This is a genomic window from Paenibacillus taichungensis (assembly GCF_050994985.1).
GTDB classification, from domain to species: domain Bacteria; phylum Bacillota; class Bacilli; order Paenibacillales; family Paenibacillaceae; genus Paenibacillus; species Paenibacillus taichungensis.
Genome location: NZ_CP194720.1, coordinates 6,854,238 through 6,870,690, shown reverse-complemented (window position 1 = coordinate 6,870,690; position 16,453 = coordinate 6,854,238). Strand labels below are relative to the sequence as shown.

Below are 16,453 nucleotides of genomic sequence, written 5' to 3'. Positions count from 1 at the left end.
AAAAGCCCTTACTCGAATGTCGTTCGAAAAAAGAGCAACTTTGATCGGCGGATGTCTTTCCAAATCATACTTATCCCCAGTTTGCCCAAAATGTACATATTATACGCCAAACGTAGGCATAATAAGCCCGTTCGGCGTAAAAAAGGTTGACATTTTTAGTTAGCTAAAGCCAAATAGGGCATCTTAATACTGACATTTTACAATAATACCACGGCCTGAATTTCAAGTCAATAGTCCTATTGCAAAAAAAATGCTGCCCTGCTTACTTTACAAATTAGGATTTAGCCTAAAGGCGCCTCTTCCAATTTTACCGCTTTGAAAATTCGGTAGCCTTTATCCTTCGTTACTTCCTCCACTCGTCCAAAGAGAGATTCCAGCTTCGCTTTTGCCGAAGGTGCCCCCTGCTTTTTCTGAATGACAATCCATAACGCTCCGCCCATCTTCAAATGACCATAAGCCTGTTCAAAGATCGTGTGTACGGTATCCTTACCCGCACGGATCGGAGGATTGGTTAGAATCGCGTCAAAGTCTTCCTTTTTAACTTCAGCCAGAAGATTGCTTTGCATAACTGTTACATTCGTTATGCCGTTCGCTTTTGCATTTTCCTTGGAAAGCTCAACCGCTCTCTCATTGATATCGATCATGGTGACATGTCCATCCGGTACAAGTTTAGCTGCCGTAAGACCAATGGGTCCATATCCGCAGCCCACATCCAGTACATGAGCTCCAGCAGGCAACTCTATAGCATCAATCAACACTCTGCTGCCGTAATCGATTCCGTTTTTGGAAAATACCCCTGCATCCGTAACGAGTCGTAATTTCCATCCGCGTAGCTCCGCTTCTGTAGCCCGTCTGTCATGTGCCACTTGCGGTTTGTCCGAATAATAATGATTGGACATGTCCTCACTCACTTTCCTTATACAATTACAGCAACAAACCCCTTGATATAAGTCAAGGGGTTTGTTGTTTTGTTCATCTAGCTAATGAAAGCTAAATTATTTAACTTCGATTGAAGCGCCTGCTTCTTCAAGCTTAGCTTTAACCGCTTCTGCTTCTTCTTTGCTTACTTTTTCTTTCAGTGGTTTTGGAGCGTTGTCAACCACTTCTTTTGCTTCTTTCAGGCCAAGACCTGTGATTTCACGAACTGCTTTGATAACGTTGATTTTGGAAGCACCAGCGCTAGTCAAGATTACGTCGAACTCGGATTGCTCAGCTTCAGCTGCAGCAGCTCCGCCACCTGCAACAGCTACTGGAGCTGCAGCAGTTACGCCGAATTCTTCTTCGATTGCTTTAACGAGATCATTCAATTCCAGTACAGTCATGCCTTTGATTGCTTCCAAGATTTGCTCTTTACTCATGATTGAACCTCCATATATAATATTATTTTTTTTGTATTTCATCACTGCCTAAGCAGCATTCAGATCAAGTTGCTTACGCGCCTTGTTCTTCTTTTTCAGCAACAGCTTTAACCGCAAGCGCGAAGTTGCGCACTGGCGCTTGAAGCACGCTGAGGAGCATGGAAAGGAGACCTTCGCGGGATGGCAATTCTGCCAACGCTTTGACTTCTTGTACTCCAATTACGCGACCTTCTACAACTGCACCTTTCAATTCCAGTGCATCGTTCTTTTTCGCGAAGTCGTTCAGAATTTTGGCTGGAGCCACTACGTCGTCTACGCTGAATGCAATTGCACTAGGACCTGTCAGTACTTCGTTAAGTTCTGTCAGTTCTGCTGCAGCTGCTGCGCGGCGAAGCAACGAGTTTTTCAGCACTTGGAATTCGATTCCGGCTTCACGAAGCTGCTTACGCAGCTCAGTTACTTGGGCAACGTTCAAACCGCGATAGTCAACAACAACGCTAGTAGCGCTCTCGCGCAATTTTGCTGTTACTGCATCAACGGACTCTTGTTTTGCTTGAATCACTTTTGCGTTTGCCAAACTGTACACCTCCTGATCAAATTTATCCCATTAAGAAAAGCCTCCGTAGAATCACGAAGGCTTGATATATACTCATAACCGATTTTCATCGTTCTAAGTTCTATAATCACACCTCGGCAGGAAATTAAGCCATAAAGGCACCTACTGTCTACGGTAAGCATATTCAAATGTCAACGGTCAGTCACTCGGACTCACAACTTTTATAGATTATCAGAACAGGACAAGCCTGTCAAGTGATATTATCTAAAAGATGCTGCGTTCACGCGTGCGCCAGGGCCCATCGTGGAAGAAAGACTTACATTCTTCAGATAAACACCTTTTGCTGCCGCCGGTTTAGCACGAGTCAAAGCATCCATGAGAGCTTTAAGGTTCTCATTCAATTGCTCTGCTGAGAAAGAAGCTTTACCGATCGGTGCATGAATTTGACCTGCACGATCCAGACGATATTCGATTTTACCGGCTTTAATTTCTTGAACAGCCTTGGATACATCGAAAGTTACCGTTCCGGCTTTAGGGTTAGGCATCAGACCTTTACCGCCGAGCAGTCGGCCCAATTTACCTACTTCACTCATCATGTCCGGTGTCGCTACGCAGACGTCGAATTCGAACCAGCCTTGTTGGATTTTGTTGATCATGTCTGCATCACCAACATAGTCCGCGCCAGCCGCTTCCGCTTCTTTCGCTTTGTCACCTTTTGCAAATACCAATACGCGTTGTGTTTTACCTGTGCCGTGTGGCAAGACAACAACACCACGTACTGCCTGGTCTTGTTTACGTGGGTCAACACCCAAGCGTACTGCTGCTTCGATAGTTTCATCGAATTTTGCAGTGGCTGCCTTTTTCACAAGCTCTACAGCTTCTGAAGGCTCGTAAGTTGCTTCGCTGTCAATCAGCTTAGCAGCTTCCAGGTATTTTTTACCGTGTTTAGCCATGTTATATTCCTCCTTTGTGGTGTTAGCGGATATACCTCCCACATCAACCGGCCGCGAATCGGCCGGCTTTACGAAGCCATGTTTCAGATGAAAAATTAGTCTTCGATGGTGATACCCATGCTGCGGGCAGTACCTTCGACCATACGCATTGCAGACTCAACGTCAGCAGCATTCAGGTCAGGCATTTTTGTTTCCGCGATTTGACGTACCGCATCACGTTTAACGGTAGCGACTTTTTTCTTGTTCGGTTCGCCGGATCCTTTTTCTACTTTAGCTGCCACTTTCAACAGAACTGCTGCTGGTGGAGTTTTAGTAATGAAAGTAAAGGAACGGTCTTCGAATACTGTGATTTCAACAGGAATAATCAATCCCGCTTGATCGGCTGTACGAGCGTTGAACTCTTTACAGAATGCCATGATGTTGACACCTGCTTGACCCAAAGCTGGACCTACCGGAGGCGCTGGATTCGCTTTACCTGCTGGAATTTGCAGTTTTACCATTTTGATTACCTTTTTTGCCATGATTGACACCTCCTTGCAAAATAGTGGTTAACGGGCCTCACAGCCCTCCCACAAGAAACTTGAAGAGACTATATCTTCTCCACTTGCGTGTATTCCAACTCAAGCGGTGTTTCCCGTCCAAACATGTTCACGTGCACTTTCAACTTGCTTTTGTCTACCAAGATTTCTTCCACGGAGCCCACAAAATTCGCAAAAGGACCAACTTTAATACGTACGGATTCCTTAATATCGAATTCAATTTTAGGCTTCGGCTCAACCATGCCCATGTGCTTCAGAATTTGTTCCACTTCTTCAGGCAGCAAGGCTGTTGGTTTGGACCCGGAACCTGTCGAACCGACAAATCCCGTAACACCTGGCGTGTTGCGAACAACATACCAAGAGTCATCCGTCTGGACCATTTCCACCAAGACATATCCGGGGTAAACTTTACGCATAACGGTTTTTTTCTTACCGTCTTTGTTTACCACTTCTTCTTCCATAGGAACAAGAACGCGGAAAATCTTGTCTTCCATGCCCATGGACTCTACGCGTTTTTCCAAATTGGCTTTGACCTTATTCTCATACCCTGAATAGGTATGAACGACGTACCATCTTTTTTCCATATCAAGCCACCTGGGACCCTTCTTAAATAATCGCTTCGATCACAGCGGAGATGCCGATATCAACGACCCAAAAAAACAGCGTCATAACCACAACAGTACCAAGAACGATCAATGTGTAGTTGGTCAGCTCTTTACGATTAGGCCAGCGAACTTTTTTAAGTTCAGCCCAGCTTTCAGAGAAAAAGGAAATCAGAGATTTGAAACTACGTTTCACGCCGACTACACCTCCAAAAAACTATCTGGTTTCGCGATGAGAAGTCTGCTCGTTACAAAACTTGCAAAATTTCTTCATCTCCATGCGGTCGGGGTGATTACGCTTGTTTTTTGTCGTAGTGTAATTTCTTTGTTTGCAGTTTGTACAAGCCAAAGTAATAATTACCCGCATGATGTACACCTCCCGAAGACTTCCACATTCAAGCGGAGTCTCTAAATTGATCCTAAAAAAAAGCCGCGAATTTAGGCCTACCTAAAACACTTTATCATAAGGGTATAACCATGTCAATGAAAGAATAGCCTTTCATCAATGGGTAAAAAGTTCCTATCAAACACATTCAGTTTCTCATCTCTGTTTTTCTCTTCTCCTGCATGGACCAAGCGATTACTAGTATAATCATTCTTTAACTTTATAAACTTGAGGCAGCAAAAAAAGACTCAAACCCCGAGCCTTTTCCGTCAACGACAACATGTGTTCAATTATCTCGAACTTCCAGGTACTTTTCAAGTTTACGCTTGACGCGCTGAAGTGCATTATCAATGGACTTTACATGCCTGTCCAAATCTACTGCAATCTCTTGATAAGATCTCCCGTCCAGATACAACATCAATACTTTACGTTCCAGATCACTCAGAATCTCAGACATCTTATCTTCCAGGCCCACAAACTCTTCCTGATTGATGATAAGCTCTTCCGGATCGCTGACCTGTGTTCCACAAATCACATCGAGTAACGTACGATCGGACTCTTCGTCATAAATAGGTTTGTCCAGTGATACATAAGAATTAAGCGGAATATGCTTCTGACGTGTTGCTGTCTTGATTGCCGTAATAATCTGTCGTGTAATACACAACTCGGCGAAGGCTTTGAAAGAAGCGAGCTTGTCCCCTTTAAAATCTCTAATAGATTTATAGAGTCCAATCATTCCTTCTTGAATGATATCTTCCCGGTCAGCCCCAATCAGAAAATAAGATCTTGCCTTGGCGCGTACAAAGTTACGATATTTGTTAATCAAAAACTCCAGCGCTTCGCTTTCACCTTCACGGACCGCTTCGACAATGTCTTCGTCACTTTGGTAATCATACTTGGATAACATGATATCTTTGAGGTCGACACTCACAGACAATCCCTCCGGCTGCAACGCAAGGTACCCCGTTACTCTACTCTATGAAATATAGGATCAGTATATATGATGGTACCTCACACCGTCAACCACGCTCTGCCTAAAAAAGAACATCAATAACATAATTGTCAAGAGTTTCAAAATTCTAATTTTTGTAAAAACGTGCTGTTATTCCCGGCGCCATCGCTCAAATTGCTTCAAAACATCCGGACTTAACTTGCCGCCGAGTGTATTTCGCGTTGCTTTAGCTTGATCTTCTTCCAGACGTTTCTGTAACTCTTTTTCGTTCTGCTCTACTTCGATCAGCAATTCCCTTGCGGATACACGCAGAGCTCCTTGTCCAAAAATGACATGCTGCTCTACCATATCGCTTGTAGCCACATAGATTTGGCGTCTTCGCGTGCTTAGTTCCCGAACGAGTCTCTCAATGCATTCGTCTGCCGTCTCTTTTTCCTTTGTAAAAAAGATCTGCACTTTGCTCTGTGTAAAGGATTTACCGAGTCCAGGCACGAGGTAGGCGTCAAAAACAACAATGACTCTCCGGCCAGAGAATGCCTGATAGTCGGCTAGTCGAGAGAGAAGCCTGTTGCGGGCCTCCTCCAATCCACTCTCCGCCAATCTGGATAGCTCCGGCCAGTCACCAATCATGTTGTACCCGTCTACAAGAAGCACATCACGGGAATCAGCCATATCTTCTAGTCCTGCGCTTGGCGCGAGCGGAGCACTTCATACATGACAACACCCGCTGCCACGGAAGCATTCAGGGAATTAATCTGACCTTGCATCGGCAATTTGATCAACACATCGCATTTCTCACGAATGAGTCGTCCCATTCCCTTGTTTTCGTTTCCGATCACGAGGGCTACCGGGCCTGTAAAGACTCCGTTACCAAACACGCTCTCCTGAGCAGCCACATCGGTACCTACGACCCACACGCCCTCTTCCTTGAGACGGTCAATGGTTTGTCCCAGATTGCTTACACGAGCCACTGGCACATACTCTACCGCACCTGCTGATGTTTTGGATACGGTCACTGTAACTGCAGCTGAACGCCGTTTAGGTACAATGACACCATGTGCACCTGTGCAGTCAGCCGTCCGCAAAATGGATCCAAGATTATGTGGATCTTCAATCTCATCCAACAAAATCAAAAATGGATGTTCATTTTTTGCAGCCGCTGCAGCAAGAATGTCCTCTACCTCCACATAAGCGTAAGGAGCCGCTTGTGCTACCACGCCCTGGTGTTGAATGCCCGGAACCGTTTGATCCAGTTTACGCTTGTCCACGTGTTGAATCACAATCCCTAGTTTTTTTGCTTCCGCAATAATGGGCTGCGTCAAATGTTTTTGCGCTGTATCTGCAATCCATATTTTATTAATGGTCCGGCCTGAACGCAGCGCCTCCGTCACGGAGTGTTTACCGGCGATCCATTCTTCTTCCATCTTTGTTCGATCCTCTCTATAACGCCCTGTCATACACTGCACCCTATTCGGCACATCTTACAGAAGCGGCTTTGTTGTAATTTATATTATTTTGTCGGTGATTGCGAATGTTCTTCCGCATGCTGGATGCCCTTGCGAATTAATTCAATCATGCGATCATGCCGACCACTGCTATACAGGTAACCGATCAGACACTCCAAAGCTGTGGCATGTCTATATTCCAAAACATCTGCGTTTTTGGGAATACTGCCAGACTTGGCATTACGACCTTGTCTGACAATGTCACGTTCTTCCTCGGTCAGCTCAGCCTCAATACCTGTGAGAATACGGCTCTGTGCCTTCGCCGATACCAAACCCGTCGCACTACGATGTAGATGGTTGGGACGCATATTGGCTTTGGACAACAGATACTGGCGTACGGCTACCTCATATACCGCATCACCAATGTAAGCGAGAGCGATGGGAGGAATTAACCGTGCAGGCCGAGAGGGCGGATAAGGAAACCACCCTCCCTGGTCAACGCTCAGAGATTGTTCATCTGTCTGTTGTTCCTCCCGTTGCTCGGCATGTTCGACGGTTTCAGACAACTTTTTCAGTTGTTCTTCGCTCATTTGCGGCGCCATCTCATTCCTTGAGCTGTATCCTCAAGCAAGATGCCCTGCGCAGACAGTTCATCCCGAATTTCATCAGCCCGCGCCCAGTTTTTGGACTTGCGCGCTTCGTTACGTTCTTCAATTAGACGTTCGATTTCTTCGTCCAAAAGCTCCGGTTCAGCCTCGGTATAGATGCGAAGCACCGCATTCAGCTCACTGAATAATTCCAGCAGGGCGCGAATGTCCGCAGCGTTTACCACATCTTGCTGCAACAGTTGGTTAGCTTCCCCAGCCCATTCAAACAGTGCCGTAATCGCATCAGGCGTATTGAAGTCGTCCTGCATTTTCTCATGATACTGCTGACGAATCTGCTCCAGTCTCGTTGCAAACTCTGCTGACACAGCCTGATCCACGCTCACAGCTTGCAAGCGATGATTAAGGTTACCTACAGCATTGGCAATCCGGTCCACACTATTCTGTGCCTGTTCCATCGTATCTTCAGTGAAGTTCAACGGATTGCGATAGTGAGTAGACAACATGAAATAACGAATGGCTTCGCGTTTATATTGATTGCGAAGGTCTTTAACAAGCACTCCGTTACCGAGTGATTTCGACATTTTTTCGTTATCAATACGAATAAATCCGTTATGCATCCAGTAGTTTGCCAGTGGTTTGCCAGTCAACACCTCGGATTGAGCGCATTCGCACTCATGGTGAGGGAACTGCAAATCCTGTCCTCCGCCGTGAATATCCAACGTATCCCCCAAGTATTCCCGTGCCATGGCAGAGCACTCGATATGCCAGCCCGGACGACCATCCCCCCATGGACTGGACCAGAATATCTCACCTGGCTTCGCAGCTTTCCAGAGTACGAAGTCTTCCGGATGCTCTTTGCGCTCATCTACACCAATGCGGATTCCAAACTGTAATTCCTGAAGGTTTTGCTTAGATAATTTGCCGTACTCCGCGAATTTGCCTGTACGATAATATACGTCACCGCCATTTTCATAGGCGAAGTCCTTTTCAACCAATTCACGGATAAAATCAATAATGAGCGGCATGTTTTCCGTCACTCTTGGATTACTGCTTGCCTTCGGAATACCCAGCCCTTCGAGATCCTCGTAGTAAGCTGCAATAAACTTTTCTGCGACATGAGGAACATCCGTACCAAGCTGCTCGGCCTTGCGAATGAGTTTGTCATCCACATCCGTGAAGTTCACGACATAGTTCACTTCATGACCTGTCTGTTCCAGGTATCCGCGAACCGTGTCGAAAAAGATAACTGGACGTGCATTCCCGATATGAATGTAATCATATACTGTCGGCCCGCACACATACATTTTCACTTTCCCCGGCTCTTGAGGAACAAAATTCTCTTTGGTACGACTCATCGTATTGTAAATTTGAAGCGTCATAGTCACTTTCCTTTCATCCGTTTCCATCATTATTCTATTGTACCACGGGAATACTCACTTTCACGTGTACTCTGCAGAGTACGCACTTCTTCACGCAATCGTTCGATTTCTTGCTGCATCGTGCGCAGGGAATCGATGACCGGATCGGGAAGCTGCTGATTCAGACGGTCCACCCGGCGGCCATCCTGCTTCACAATTCTGCCCGGTATGCCTACAACGGTGCTATTCGAAGGAACTTCCTTCAGTACAACAGAGTTCGCACCAATATTACATTGATCCCCCACGCTGAAGGAACCTAGCACCTTCGCCCCGGATGAGATAACCACATTATTGCCAATTGTCGGATGTCTCTTCCCTTTTTCTTTACCCGTTCCACCAAGTGTGACCCCCTGATAGATGACAACATCATCGCCAATTTCACATGTTTCCCCAATCACGACGCCCATGCCATGGTCAATAAACAACCGATTGCCAATTGTAGCGCCGGGATGGATTTCGATGCCTGTCATAAAACGGCTGACCTGTGAAATGAACCGGGCGAAAGAAAACCATTTCCGCTTGTATAAAAAGTGTGCCACACGGTGCGCCCATATCGCATGCAGCCCCGAGTAGGTAAATACAACTTCAAACCATCCCCGGGCCGCCGGATCGTTTTCAAACACCGCCTGGATATCTGATCTGATCTTCTTGAACATGCTCGTTCCCCTCTTGTTCAGGTCTTCGTCCTCCGGCTTACCGGACGGCGCGGCCCTCATGGTAGTGTACTTCCGACTCGACCTAAATAGAAAACGCCCCTGCAGCTATTAAGCTGCAGAGGCGTTTATCGCGGTCCCACTCTGCTCGGTTCATGCCTTAACATACAAGAACTGGGAAGTTTGTTATAGCCTCCTCATATCCTTGCACAAGAATGAACCCTCAACAGTTCCGTAACGGGAACCAACCGTCACAACCTATCCTGACGTTTTCCTCTCTCCTACATAACGAGAGGCGGGGCCGGATTCGGCTATGCAGCTCACGGGTGCATTTCGACTGACGGACAGCGGATGGCTCACAGCCACCGCAGCAAAGAATCCTGTTCTTTACTGCGGGGCCATCCTCTCTGAATCTGTCCGGTTCAGCCTACTTCTCCCGGTCTTTGCTGTTTTTATGATGAATGATAAAATCATACCATTTAACCTTTGTGTTGCTATTATAGCGAAAAGGTTATGGACTGACAACAATCTTCCTTCATATCGGTATAAACGAAGTTCTATCCATAAGTCCAAAGTAGACTCTAAAAGGGGCGTTTCTTATGCACCTTTTACCTGAGCATGCAATCGATCAATCACCGTATCACGACCAAGCAGTACAATCGTTTGGTTCAGATCACGGCCATGAGTCTGTCCTGTCAGAGCTACACGAATCGGCATAAACAACTGTTTACCCTTAAATCCGGTCTCTTTCTGAACTTCTTTGATCAGCGCAGCCATTTTGCTTGGTGTAAATTCGTCGCTAGCCTGTACTTTATCAGCAAATGCCTTCAGAACGGTTGGTACCTGCTCCTCAGCCAGTACAGCAGCTCCTTCACTTTCCAGCTCCAGGTGGGAACGGAAGAACACTTCCGACAATTCCACGATATCGGAGGCAGAATTCATTTGCTCCTGGTAGAGATGAACAAGCGTATATGCCCATTCTTTCTGTTCAGGTGAGAGCTCAGCAGCAATGCGTCCCGCCTTTTGCAGATGTGGAATTGCCATTTCGGCAATGCGATCCGGGTCCGCATTTTTGATGTAATGGTTGTTCAAGTGAGCCAGCTTGTGGGTATCAAATACCGCCGGACTCTTGGACAGACGCTTCGTATCAAAAATGGAGATTAACTGCTCCTGCGAGAAGATCTCTTCTTCGCCTTCAGGGGACCAGCCAAGCAGGGAGATGAAGTTAAACATCGCTTCAGGCAGATAGCCAAGCTGATCATATTGTTCAATAAACTGAATAACGGACTCGTCACGTTTGCTCAGCTTTTTGTGGTTTTCATTCACGATCAACGTCATATGACCGAATTGCGGCGGCTCCCAGCCAAGCGCTTCATAAATCATCAGTTGACGCGGTGTGTTAGAGATGTGATCTTCGCCACGCAGGACGTGAGAGATCTTCATCAGGTAATCATCCACAGCAACTGCATAGTTGTACGTGGGAATGCCGTCTTTTTTCACAATAACGAAGTCGCCGGATTCCTTGCTGTTGAATGAGATTGTTCCTTTGACCATGTCATCAAACGTATAGATGCGTTCTTCCGGTACACGGAAACGAATACTCGCCACACGACCTTCCGCTTCAAATGCGCTCTGTTGCTCCGGTGTCAGATCACGGTGTTTACCCGAATAACGCGGAGTTTCTCCACGTGCTGTCTGTTCCTCACGTTCCTGTTCCAGCTCTTCTTCCGTGCAGTAACAGCGGTAAGCCAGACCTTTATCCAACAGCTCCTGGGTATACTTACGATAGATATCCAAACGTTCCGTCTGACGGTATGGTCCGTACTCGCCGCCGACATCAATACTTTCGTCCCACTCGATTCCGAGCCATTTCAAGTATTTCAGCTGACTTTCCTCACCACCGGCAATGTTGCGTTTCACGTCCGTATCCTCAATACGAATAATGAATTTGCCGTTATTATGTTTGGCATACAAATAGTTAAACAGCGCCGTACGGGCGTTCCCGATATGCAGGTGTCCCGTTGGACTCGGCGCGTAGCGCACGCGAACTTCGGTGCTCATAATATCCCCTCCGTCTCTAATTGGTTGATGATATCACACGCGAACAAGGCAAACAACCGATTGGGCAGCTATTCCCTCTCCCCGTCCGGGGAATCCGAGTTGCTCTGTTGTTGTCGCTTTGACATTCACCTGAGTTACATCCGCTTCAAGTGCCTTGGCAATAACCTCGGCCATCTGCGGAACGTAAGGTGCCATCTTCGGTTTCTGTGCAATAATGGTTGAATCGATGTTCCCCAGACGGTATCCACGATCCTTCACCAACTGCCACACATGCTCCAGCAGTTTCAGGCTATCCGCATCCTTGAACTCCGGATCGGTATCCGGGAAGTGTTTGCCAATATCCCCAAGTGCAAGCGCACCAAGAATGGCATCACTGATGGCATGCAGCAGCACGTCTGCGTCCGAGTGACCCAGCAGTCCTTTTTCATAAGGGATCGTGACCCCGCCAATAATGCATGGGCGTCCCTCTACCAGTTGATGTACATCGAATCCCTGTCCTACACGTATCATCGCTTCTTCTCTCCCTTGAGCAAAAACGCGGCGTATTCCAAATCTTCCGGCGTCGTTAATTTGATATTCGTATAACTGCCTTCCACAACCTTGACCGACATTCCCTGGCGTTCAGCCAGCATTGCGTCATCCGTTCCTAGAAATCCGTCCTGGTCCGCCGATTCGTAAGCAAGTATCAGGGAAGAAAGACGAAAAGCCTGCGGGGTTTGAATGCTCCACAGACTGCTGCGGTCCGGCGTCGCCGTAACGATTCCATCCGCATTTACTTGTTTGATCGTATCCTTCACTGGAACGGCCAGTACAGCTGCTCCACCCGACATGGCGGCCTTCATACATCCCATAATCTGATCACGGTTTATAAAAGGACGTACCCCGTCGTGAACGAGGACCCAGTCTGTCCCTAGTGCCTTAAGGCCTTCGTGGACCGAATGCTGTCTCTCTTTCCCTCCGGGGATGACACGGACATGTGATTCCAGTCGGTATTCTTTTACCCATTCCTGGCAGCGTTCAACATCGGTAGCTCCCGTGACCAGCACCATTTCGCTGACCTCGTCCATAGCCGCAAACACTTCAAGCGTATGTATGAAAACGGGCTTGTCCTGCAGCAGCAGAAACTGCTTACTCTCGGTTGTTCCCATCCGGGTCCCCCGACCTGCCGCCACAATGACAACACCCCACCCTTTATCCATGCCGCAATCCCTGCCTTGTCTGTCAGTTTACCGTTCGGAGATATAATACAGTTATATTATAAACTCTAACGATACACTACCCATCATACCGCTTTATTGGGCTTTTTCCAACAGTTTCGGCTTGGCAAAAATCATTCGTCCTGCTGACGTCTGCAGCACACTGGTCACCAGCACTTCCATCATCATGCCGATATACTCGCGTCCGCCTTCCACAACAATCATCGTGCCATCATCCAGATAGGCTACACCTTGACCGTGTTCCTTACCATCTTTGATAATCTGCACCATAATCTCCTCACCTGGCAATACCACGGGCTTAACCGCATTGGCGAGATCATTGATATTTAGCACGGATACACCTTGCAATTCACAGACCTTGTTCAAGTTGAAGTCGTTGGTGACAACTTTGCCCTGAAGAACCTTGGCGAGCTTGACCAGCTTGCTGTCCACTTCGGAAATTTCCTCGAAATCACCTTCGTAAATAAGAACTTTGACGTCCAATTCCTTCTGAATTTTATTCAGGATATCAAGCCCTCTCCGTCCTCTGTTCCGCTTGAGCAAGTCCGATGAATCGGCAATGTGCTGCAATTCCTCCAGAACAAATTCCGGGATTACAATCGTGCCCTCGATAAATCCGGTTTTGCATATATCTGCGATGCGACCATCGATAATTACACTGGTATCCAAAATTTTGTGCTCTTCCAGTCGTCTGTCTTCATCCACCTCGGGATGCCCCCAACGTCCTGACATCCAGAAGGCCGCCAGATCGTCTTTCTTCGCCATGGCAAGCATATAGCCTGTATAGCTACTTACGACCGTCAGCGCCACCTGAAGCACCTCTCCGGCCGTCCCGAGCCATGCCACACAAGGATATAACAGCAAGGCCACCAACAGTCCTGCAACTGTACCCGCTGCACCTGCAGCCAATTCATTCATCGGTACTTTGGCCAAAGAATCAATACTATTATGCAGTCTGGTTGCCATTAATGTCCCACCGATGTTACACACGGACATAAACAATACAGCACCTAGTAGGGTTGATACCCCAGCCCCCAACAATCCTGCTGATTGAATCCATTCTGCCATCCAAGGGACGGATTTTCCTGCCAGATGATATGCCGTGTAGCCGAACCATGCACCGCACAATCCTGTAAAAGTTAAAATGCCTTTTTTCCACATAAGTCCCTGCACCTCCTTCAATATATCTTCATCTTTATATCCAGTATGATCCAATTCCCTGATTGCTAATCCCGCTTTTGAAGAACTTTTTGGAAATGTTGCAATCGTCAGTTGAAAGAAGGTAAATTATTGGCATATAATGAATTCAATTCATATCCCGAGGTGAGTAGCAAAATGAGTACGCTAAGTTTACAGGCTTTTCAGGATCAAGTTTCCGAGCTGTTGCTGCGTCATCGCAGCCTGATTGATGTACTGTCCAAAACAGGACAAGCCGGCGCCTCTGTCAACCGTGCCGTGTCAAAGGCCATTACTGAATGCGGCTGCATTGAGCTGCACGCCACCAAGCAGAAATATGCCCCAGAGAGCGATATTGCTCAATCAAAAGGCCTGCTGGAAACGCATGTGGAAGGTGAATTGTGCGAGAATTGCAAAGAGGTTATCAGCTCTGAACTGGGGCGGAACCTGTTTTATATGTCGGCTCTCTGCAATCTGCTGGACATCAACATGGAAGAGGTCGTAAATCACGAGTCACAGAAATGTTCGACGTTAGGGATGTTCAATTTGTCGTAAACAATACGTATTTCGTTGCAAATGGTTAAGTTACCTTATAGATTTGAAAAACAAAAATAAGCACGCATTCTCCTGTCAGGAGCGTACGTGCTTATTTTGTATTTTCCAAAATGATGGAATGCCTAGCGATCGGAAGGACGGGAAGACTTCTCTTCTTTACGCTTTTTGGCCCGGTTGCGTGAGGCTACTGTCCGCATATTATGCTTCATCCCATATAGAGCGTATAACACCAGTGGAATAAAGATCAATTTGGACAATTGTTCTGGAAACATGACCGCCACCACGATTGCGAAGACGATAACCCAAGGTGCAATCCAGATCGCTTTGCGCGGCAGACCAACCTTTTTGAAATTGGGGTATTTCAGCGAACTTACCATCAGATAAGATAACAGCAAAGTCGCAATCATCATACTCACAGGACCGATATCCTTATTAAACAGGGACAGTGTTGCCAGAACTCCTCCGGCCGCTGGAATCGGCAAACCTGTGAAGTACCCGGGGATGCCGGGGCGAACGTTAAACCGGGCAAGCCGGATAGCTCCACAAATGGGAAAGCTTGCGGTTGCGATCCAGGCGAAAACCGGAGTTGCGTCCTGGAACGAGACCATAAATATAATTAGGGCTGGAGCTGCACCAAATGAAACCATGTCAGACAAAGAATCCAGTTCTTTACCAAATTCACTCTGGGCATTAAGTGCACGTGCCACACGGCCATCCAGACCATCCAACAACATCGCAATAATGACCAAAATGGCAGCCAAACTATAATTTCCATCAATTGCAAGCAGGATTGCCATCATTCCAAGAAACAGATTACCTAAGGTAAAGAGATTCGGAATGAATCTGGTTAACATCGTTGTTTCACCTCATTATTTTCAAGCCGTTATAGGCAAACCCTTACATTTGTCTGTCAATAAACATTTGCTCCTGCAAACGCTTGAGACCTTCCTTAATGGTACGGGCGCGCACCTCTCCAATCCCGTCCACTTCGTCCAGCTCTTCAATTGTAGCCATAATGACATGAGGCAATTGTTCGAATTGATCGACCAGGTTATGGATGATGACATTCGGCAGGCGGGGTATCTTGTTTAATACCCGATATCCGCGAGGTGCAACCGAATCTTCGGACGTAGCAGCTGACGAAGGGTATCCCAGAAGACGTACAATATGATGTGCATCCAGCAATTCATCGTCCGACAATCTTTTCAGACCAACGATAATCTCACGGATTTTGTCATCACTGTCATCACGGGCATAGTCCTTATACAGTAGCCATGCTTCCTCTTCTGTTGTACCGACGAGTTCCTCCATCTGCATGGAGATGAGACGTCCCTCGTTGCCGAGTTCATGAATGTAACGCTTAATTTCCGTTTTGATACGCATAACCATTTCCGTACGCTGAATGACATTGACCACCTCAGGAATCGTCACCAGTTCCTCGAACTCGGAGGCGCTCAGATTCGTAAGCGACTGTGTCAAAACAGCTTTGTATTTCTCCAAGGTTTGAATCGCTTGATTCGCCTTGGTCAAAATAACCCCGATTTCCTTGAGGGAATACCGTAGTGTTCCTTGGTATAAGGTGATAATATTCCGGCGCTGTGATATAGATACAACTAATTTGCCTGTTTGTTTCGCGACTCGCTCAGCCGTCCGGTGACGGATCCCCGTCTCAGATGAAGAGATAGATGAGTCAGGAATGAGCTGAGTGTTGGCGTATAGGATACGCTTTAAATCCTCACTAAGGATAATGGCACCGTCCATCTTCGCGAGTTCATACAGATAGTTCGGGGAGAAATCACAGTTTATCGAAAATCCTCCATCCACTACTTCCATCACTTCAGGGCTGTATCCTACAACCAGCAGTGCACCCGTCTTGGCGCGCAGCACGTTCTCCAGACCTTCGCGGAAAGGTGTACCTGGTGCGATCAGCCTTAACAATTCGTTCATATTATCCAGTTGGCTCGAATCTTTCATC

At 46.9% G+C, this 16,453-nt stretch carries 21 protein-coding genes and 1 other annotated feature; of the genes, 1 reads left to right on the top strand and 20 read right to left on the bottom strand.

The genetic code is table 11. From position 1 onward, the window contains the following. Positions 1-281 precede the first annotated feature (281 nt). The 18 genes from ACR1R9_RS30800 to ACR1R9_RS30715 form a co-directional block, all read right to left on the bottom strand. On the bottom strand, positions 282-899 hold the full coding sequence (locus ACR1R9_RS30800; RefSeq protein ID WP_076292162.1) for a class I SAM-dependent methyltransferase: 618 nt from the start codon (positions 897-899) through the stop codon (positions 282-284). Positions 900-995: 96 nt separating this feature from the next. Further along, positions 996-1,358, bottom strand: a complete 363-nt coding sequence (gene rplL, locus ACR1R9_RS30795) for a 50S ribosomal protein L7/L12 (protein WP_076292161.1) — start codon at positions 1,356-1,358, stop codon at positions 996-998. Between the two features lie 73 nt (positions 1,359-1,431). Next, positions 1,432-1,935: a 50S ribosomal protein L10 gene (gene rplJ, locus ACR1R9_RS30790; protein ID WP_076292160.1), complete on the bottom strand. Its 504-nt coding sequence runs from the start codon at positions 1,933-1,935 to the stop codon at positions 1,432-1,434. Between the two features lie 23 nt (positions 1,936-1,958). Beyond that, positions 1,959-2,107, bottom strand: a sequence feature (ribosomal protein L10 leader region). A 67-nt stretch (positions 2,108-2,174) separates the two neighbouring features. Continuing rightward, positions 2,175-2,867 carry a 50S ribosomal protein L1 gene (gene rplA / locus ACR1R9_RS30785; RefSeq protein WP_024633597.1) on the bottom strand — a complete coding sequence of 231 codons (693 nt, stop codon included), beginning with the start codon at positions 2,865-2,867 and terminating at the stop codon, positions 2,175-2,177. Positions 2,868-2,962: 95 nt separating this feature from the next. Next, on the bottom strand, positions 2,963-3,388 hold the full coding sequence (gene rplK / locus ACR1R9_RS30780) for a 50S ribosomal protein L11 (RefSeq protein ID WP_076292159.1): 426 nt from the start codon (positions 3,386-3,388) through the stop codon (positions 2,963-2,965). 68 nt (positions 3,389-3,456) lie between these two features. Continuing rightward, positions 3,457-3,990 carry a transcription termination/antitermination protein NusG gene (gene nusG / locus ACR1R9_RS30775; protein WP_024633599.1) on the bottom strand — a complete coding sequence of 178 codons (534 nt, stop codon included), beginning with the start codon at positions 3,988-3,990 and terminating at the stop codon, positions 3,457-3,459. 22 nt (positions 3,991-4,012) lie between these two features. Further along, entirely contained in the window at positions 4,013-4,204 is a 192-nt protein-coding gene (gene secE, locus ACR1R9_RS30770; protein WP_024633600.1) for a preprotein translocase subunit SecE, read from the bottom strand. Between the two features lie 21 nt (positions 4,205-4,225). Then, complete coding sequence (rpmG, locus tag ACR1R9_RS30765) at positions 4,226-4,375, bottom strand: 50S ribosomal protein L33 (protein WP_072735843.1); 150 nt, start codon at positions 4,373-4,375, stop codon at positions 4,226-4,228. Between the two features lie 304 nt (positions 4,376-4,679). Continuing rightward, positions 4,680-5,324, bottom strand: a complete 645-nt coding sequence (gene sigH / locus ACR1R9_RS30760; RefSeq protein WP_024633601.1) for an RNA polymerase sporulation sigma factor SigH — start codon at positions 5,322-5,324, stop codon at positions 4,680-4,682. A 171-nt stretch (positions 5,325-5,495) separates the two neighbouring features. Next, complete coding sequence (locus tag ACR1R9_RS30755) at positions 5,496-6,017, bottom strand: NYN domain-containing protein (protein WP_076292158.1); 522 nt, start codon at positions 6,015-6,017, stop codon at positions 5,496-5,498. A 5-nt stretch (positions 6,018-6,022) separates the two neighbouring features. Further along, a complete protein-coding gene (gene rlmB, locus ACR1R9_RS30750; protein ID WP_062329492.1) occupies positions 6,023-6,769 on the bottom strand; it encodes a 23S rRNA (guanosine(2251)-2'-O)-methyltransferase RlmB in 747 nt (248 codons plus the stop codon). A gap of 86 nt (positions 6,770-6,855) precedes the next feature. Continuing rightward, positions 6,856-7,392, bottom strand: a complete 537-nt coding sequence (locus ACR1R9_RS30745; protein WP_433956410.1) for a Mini-ribonuclease 3 — start codon at positions 7,390-7,392, stop codon at positions 6,856-6,858. Next, on the bottom strand, positions 7,377-8,777 hold the full coding sequence (gene cysS, locus ACR1R9_RS30740) for a cysteine--tRNA ligase (RefSeq protein WP_099859247.1): 1,401 nt from the start codon (positions 8,775-8,777) through the stop codon (positions 7,377-7,379). The genes ACR1R9_RS30745 and cysS overlap by 16 nt, the downstream gene beginning before the upstream one ends. Before the next feature lie 29 nt (positions 8,778-8,806). After that, complete coding sequence (cysE, locus tag ACR1R9_RS30735; protein ID WP_076292156.1) at positions 8,807-9,472, bottom strand: serine O-acetyltransferase; 666 nt, start codon at positions 9,470-9,472, stop codon at positions 8,807-8,809. A gap of 594 nt (positions 9,473-10,066) precedes the next feature. Beyond that, positions 10,067-11,530: a glutamate--tRNA ligase gene (gene gltX / locus ACR1R9_RS30730; protein ID WP_076292154.1), complete on the bottom strand. Its 1,464-nt coding sequence runs from the start codon at positions 11,528-11,530 to the stop codon at positions 10,067-10,069. A 33-nt stretch (positions 11,531-11,563) separates the two neighbouring features. After that, positions 11,564-12,040, bottom strand: coding sequence for a 2-C-methyl-D-erythritol 2,4-cyclodiphosphate synthase (gene ispF, locus ACR1R9_RS30725; protein WP_053779226.1), 477 nt, complete (start codon positions 12,038-12,040; stop codon positions 11,564-11,566). After that, positions 12,037-12,729, bottom strand: coding sequence for a 2-C-methyl-D-erythritol 4-phosphate cytidylyltransferase (ispD, locus tag ACR1R9_RS30720; protein ID WP_433921965.1), 693 nt, complete (start codon positions 12,727-12,729; stop codon positions 12,037-12,039). Before ispD ends, ispF begins: the two co-directional genes overlap by 4 nt. 93 nt (positions 12,730-12,822) lie before the next feature. After that, positions 12,823-13,908, bottom strand: coding sequence for a PIN/TRAM domain-containing protein (locus ACR1R9_RS30715; RefSeq protein WP_076292152.1), 1,086 nt, complete (start codon positions 13,906-13,908; stop codon positions 12,823-12,825). A 174-nt stretch (positions 13,909-14,082) separates the two neighbouring features. Here ACR1R9_RS30715 and ACR1R9_RS30710 point away from each other — a divergent pair, with 174 nt between their 5' ends. Beyond that, on the top strand, positions 14,083-14,478 hold the full coding sequence (locus ACR1R9_RS30710; protein WP_024633611.1) for a hypothetical protein: 396 nt from the start codon (positions 14,083-14,085) through the stop codon (positions 14,476-14,478). Between the two features lie 122 nt (positions 14,479-14,600). Here the strand turns inward: ACR1R9_RS30710 and pssA are convergent, their stop codons facing one another. After that, on the bottom strand, positions 14,601-15,332 hold the full coding sequence (gene pssA, locus ACR1R9_RS30705; RefSeq protein ID WP_076292151.1) for a CDP-diacylglycerol--serine O-phosphatidyltransferase: 732 nt from the start codon (positions 15,330-15,332) through the stop codon (positions 14,601-14,603). 43 nt (positions 15,333-15,375) lie between these two features. Next, complete coding sequence (disA, locus tag ACR1R9_RS30700; protein WP_076292150.1) at positions 15,376-16,452, bottom strand: DNA integrity scanning diadenylate cyclase DisA; 1,077 nt, start codon at positions 16,450-16,452, stop codon at positions 15,376-15,378. Between the last annotated feature and the right edge of the window lies 1 nt (position 16,453).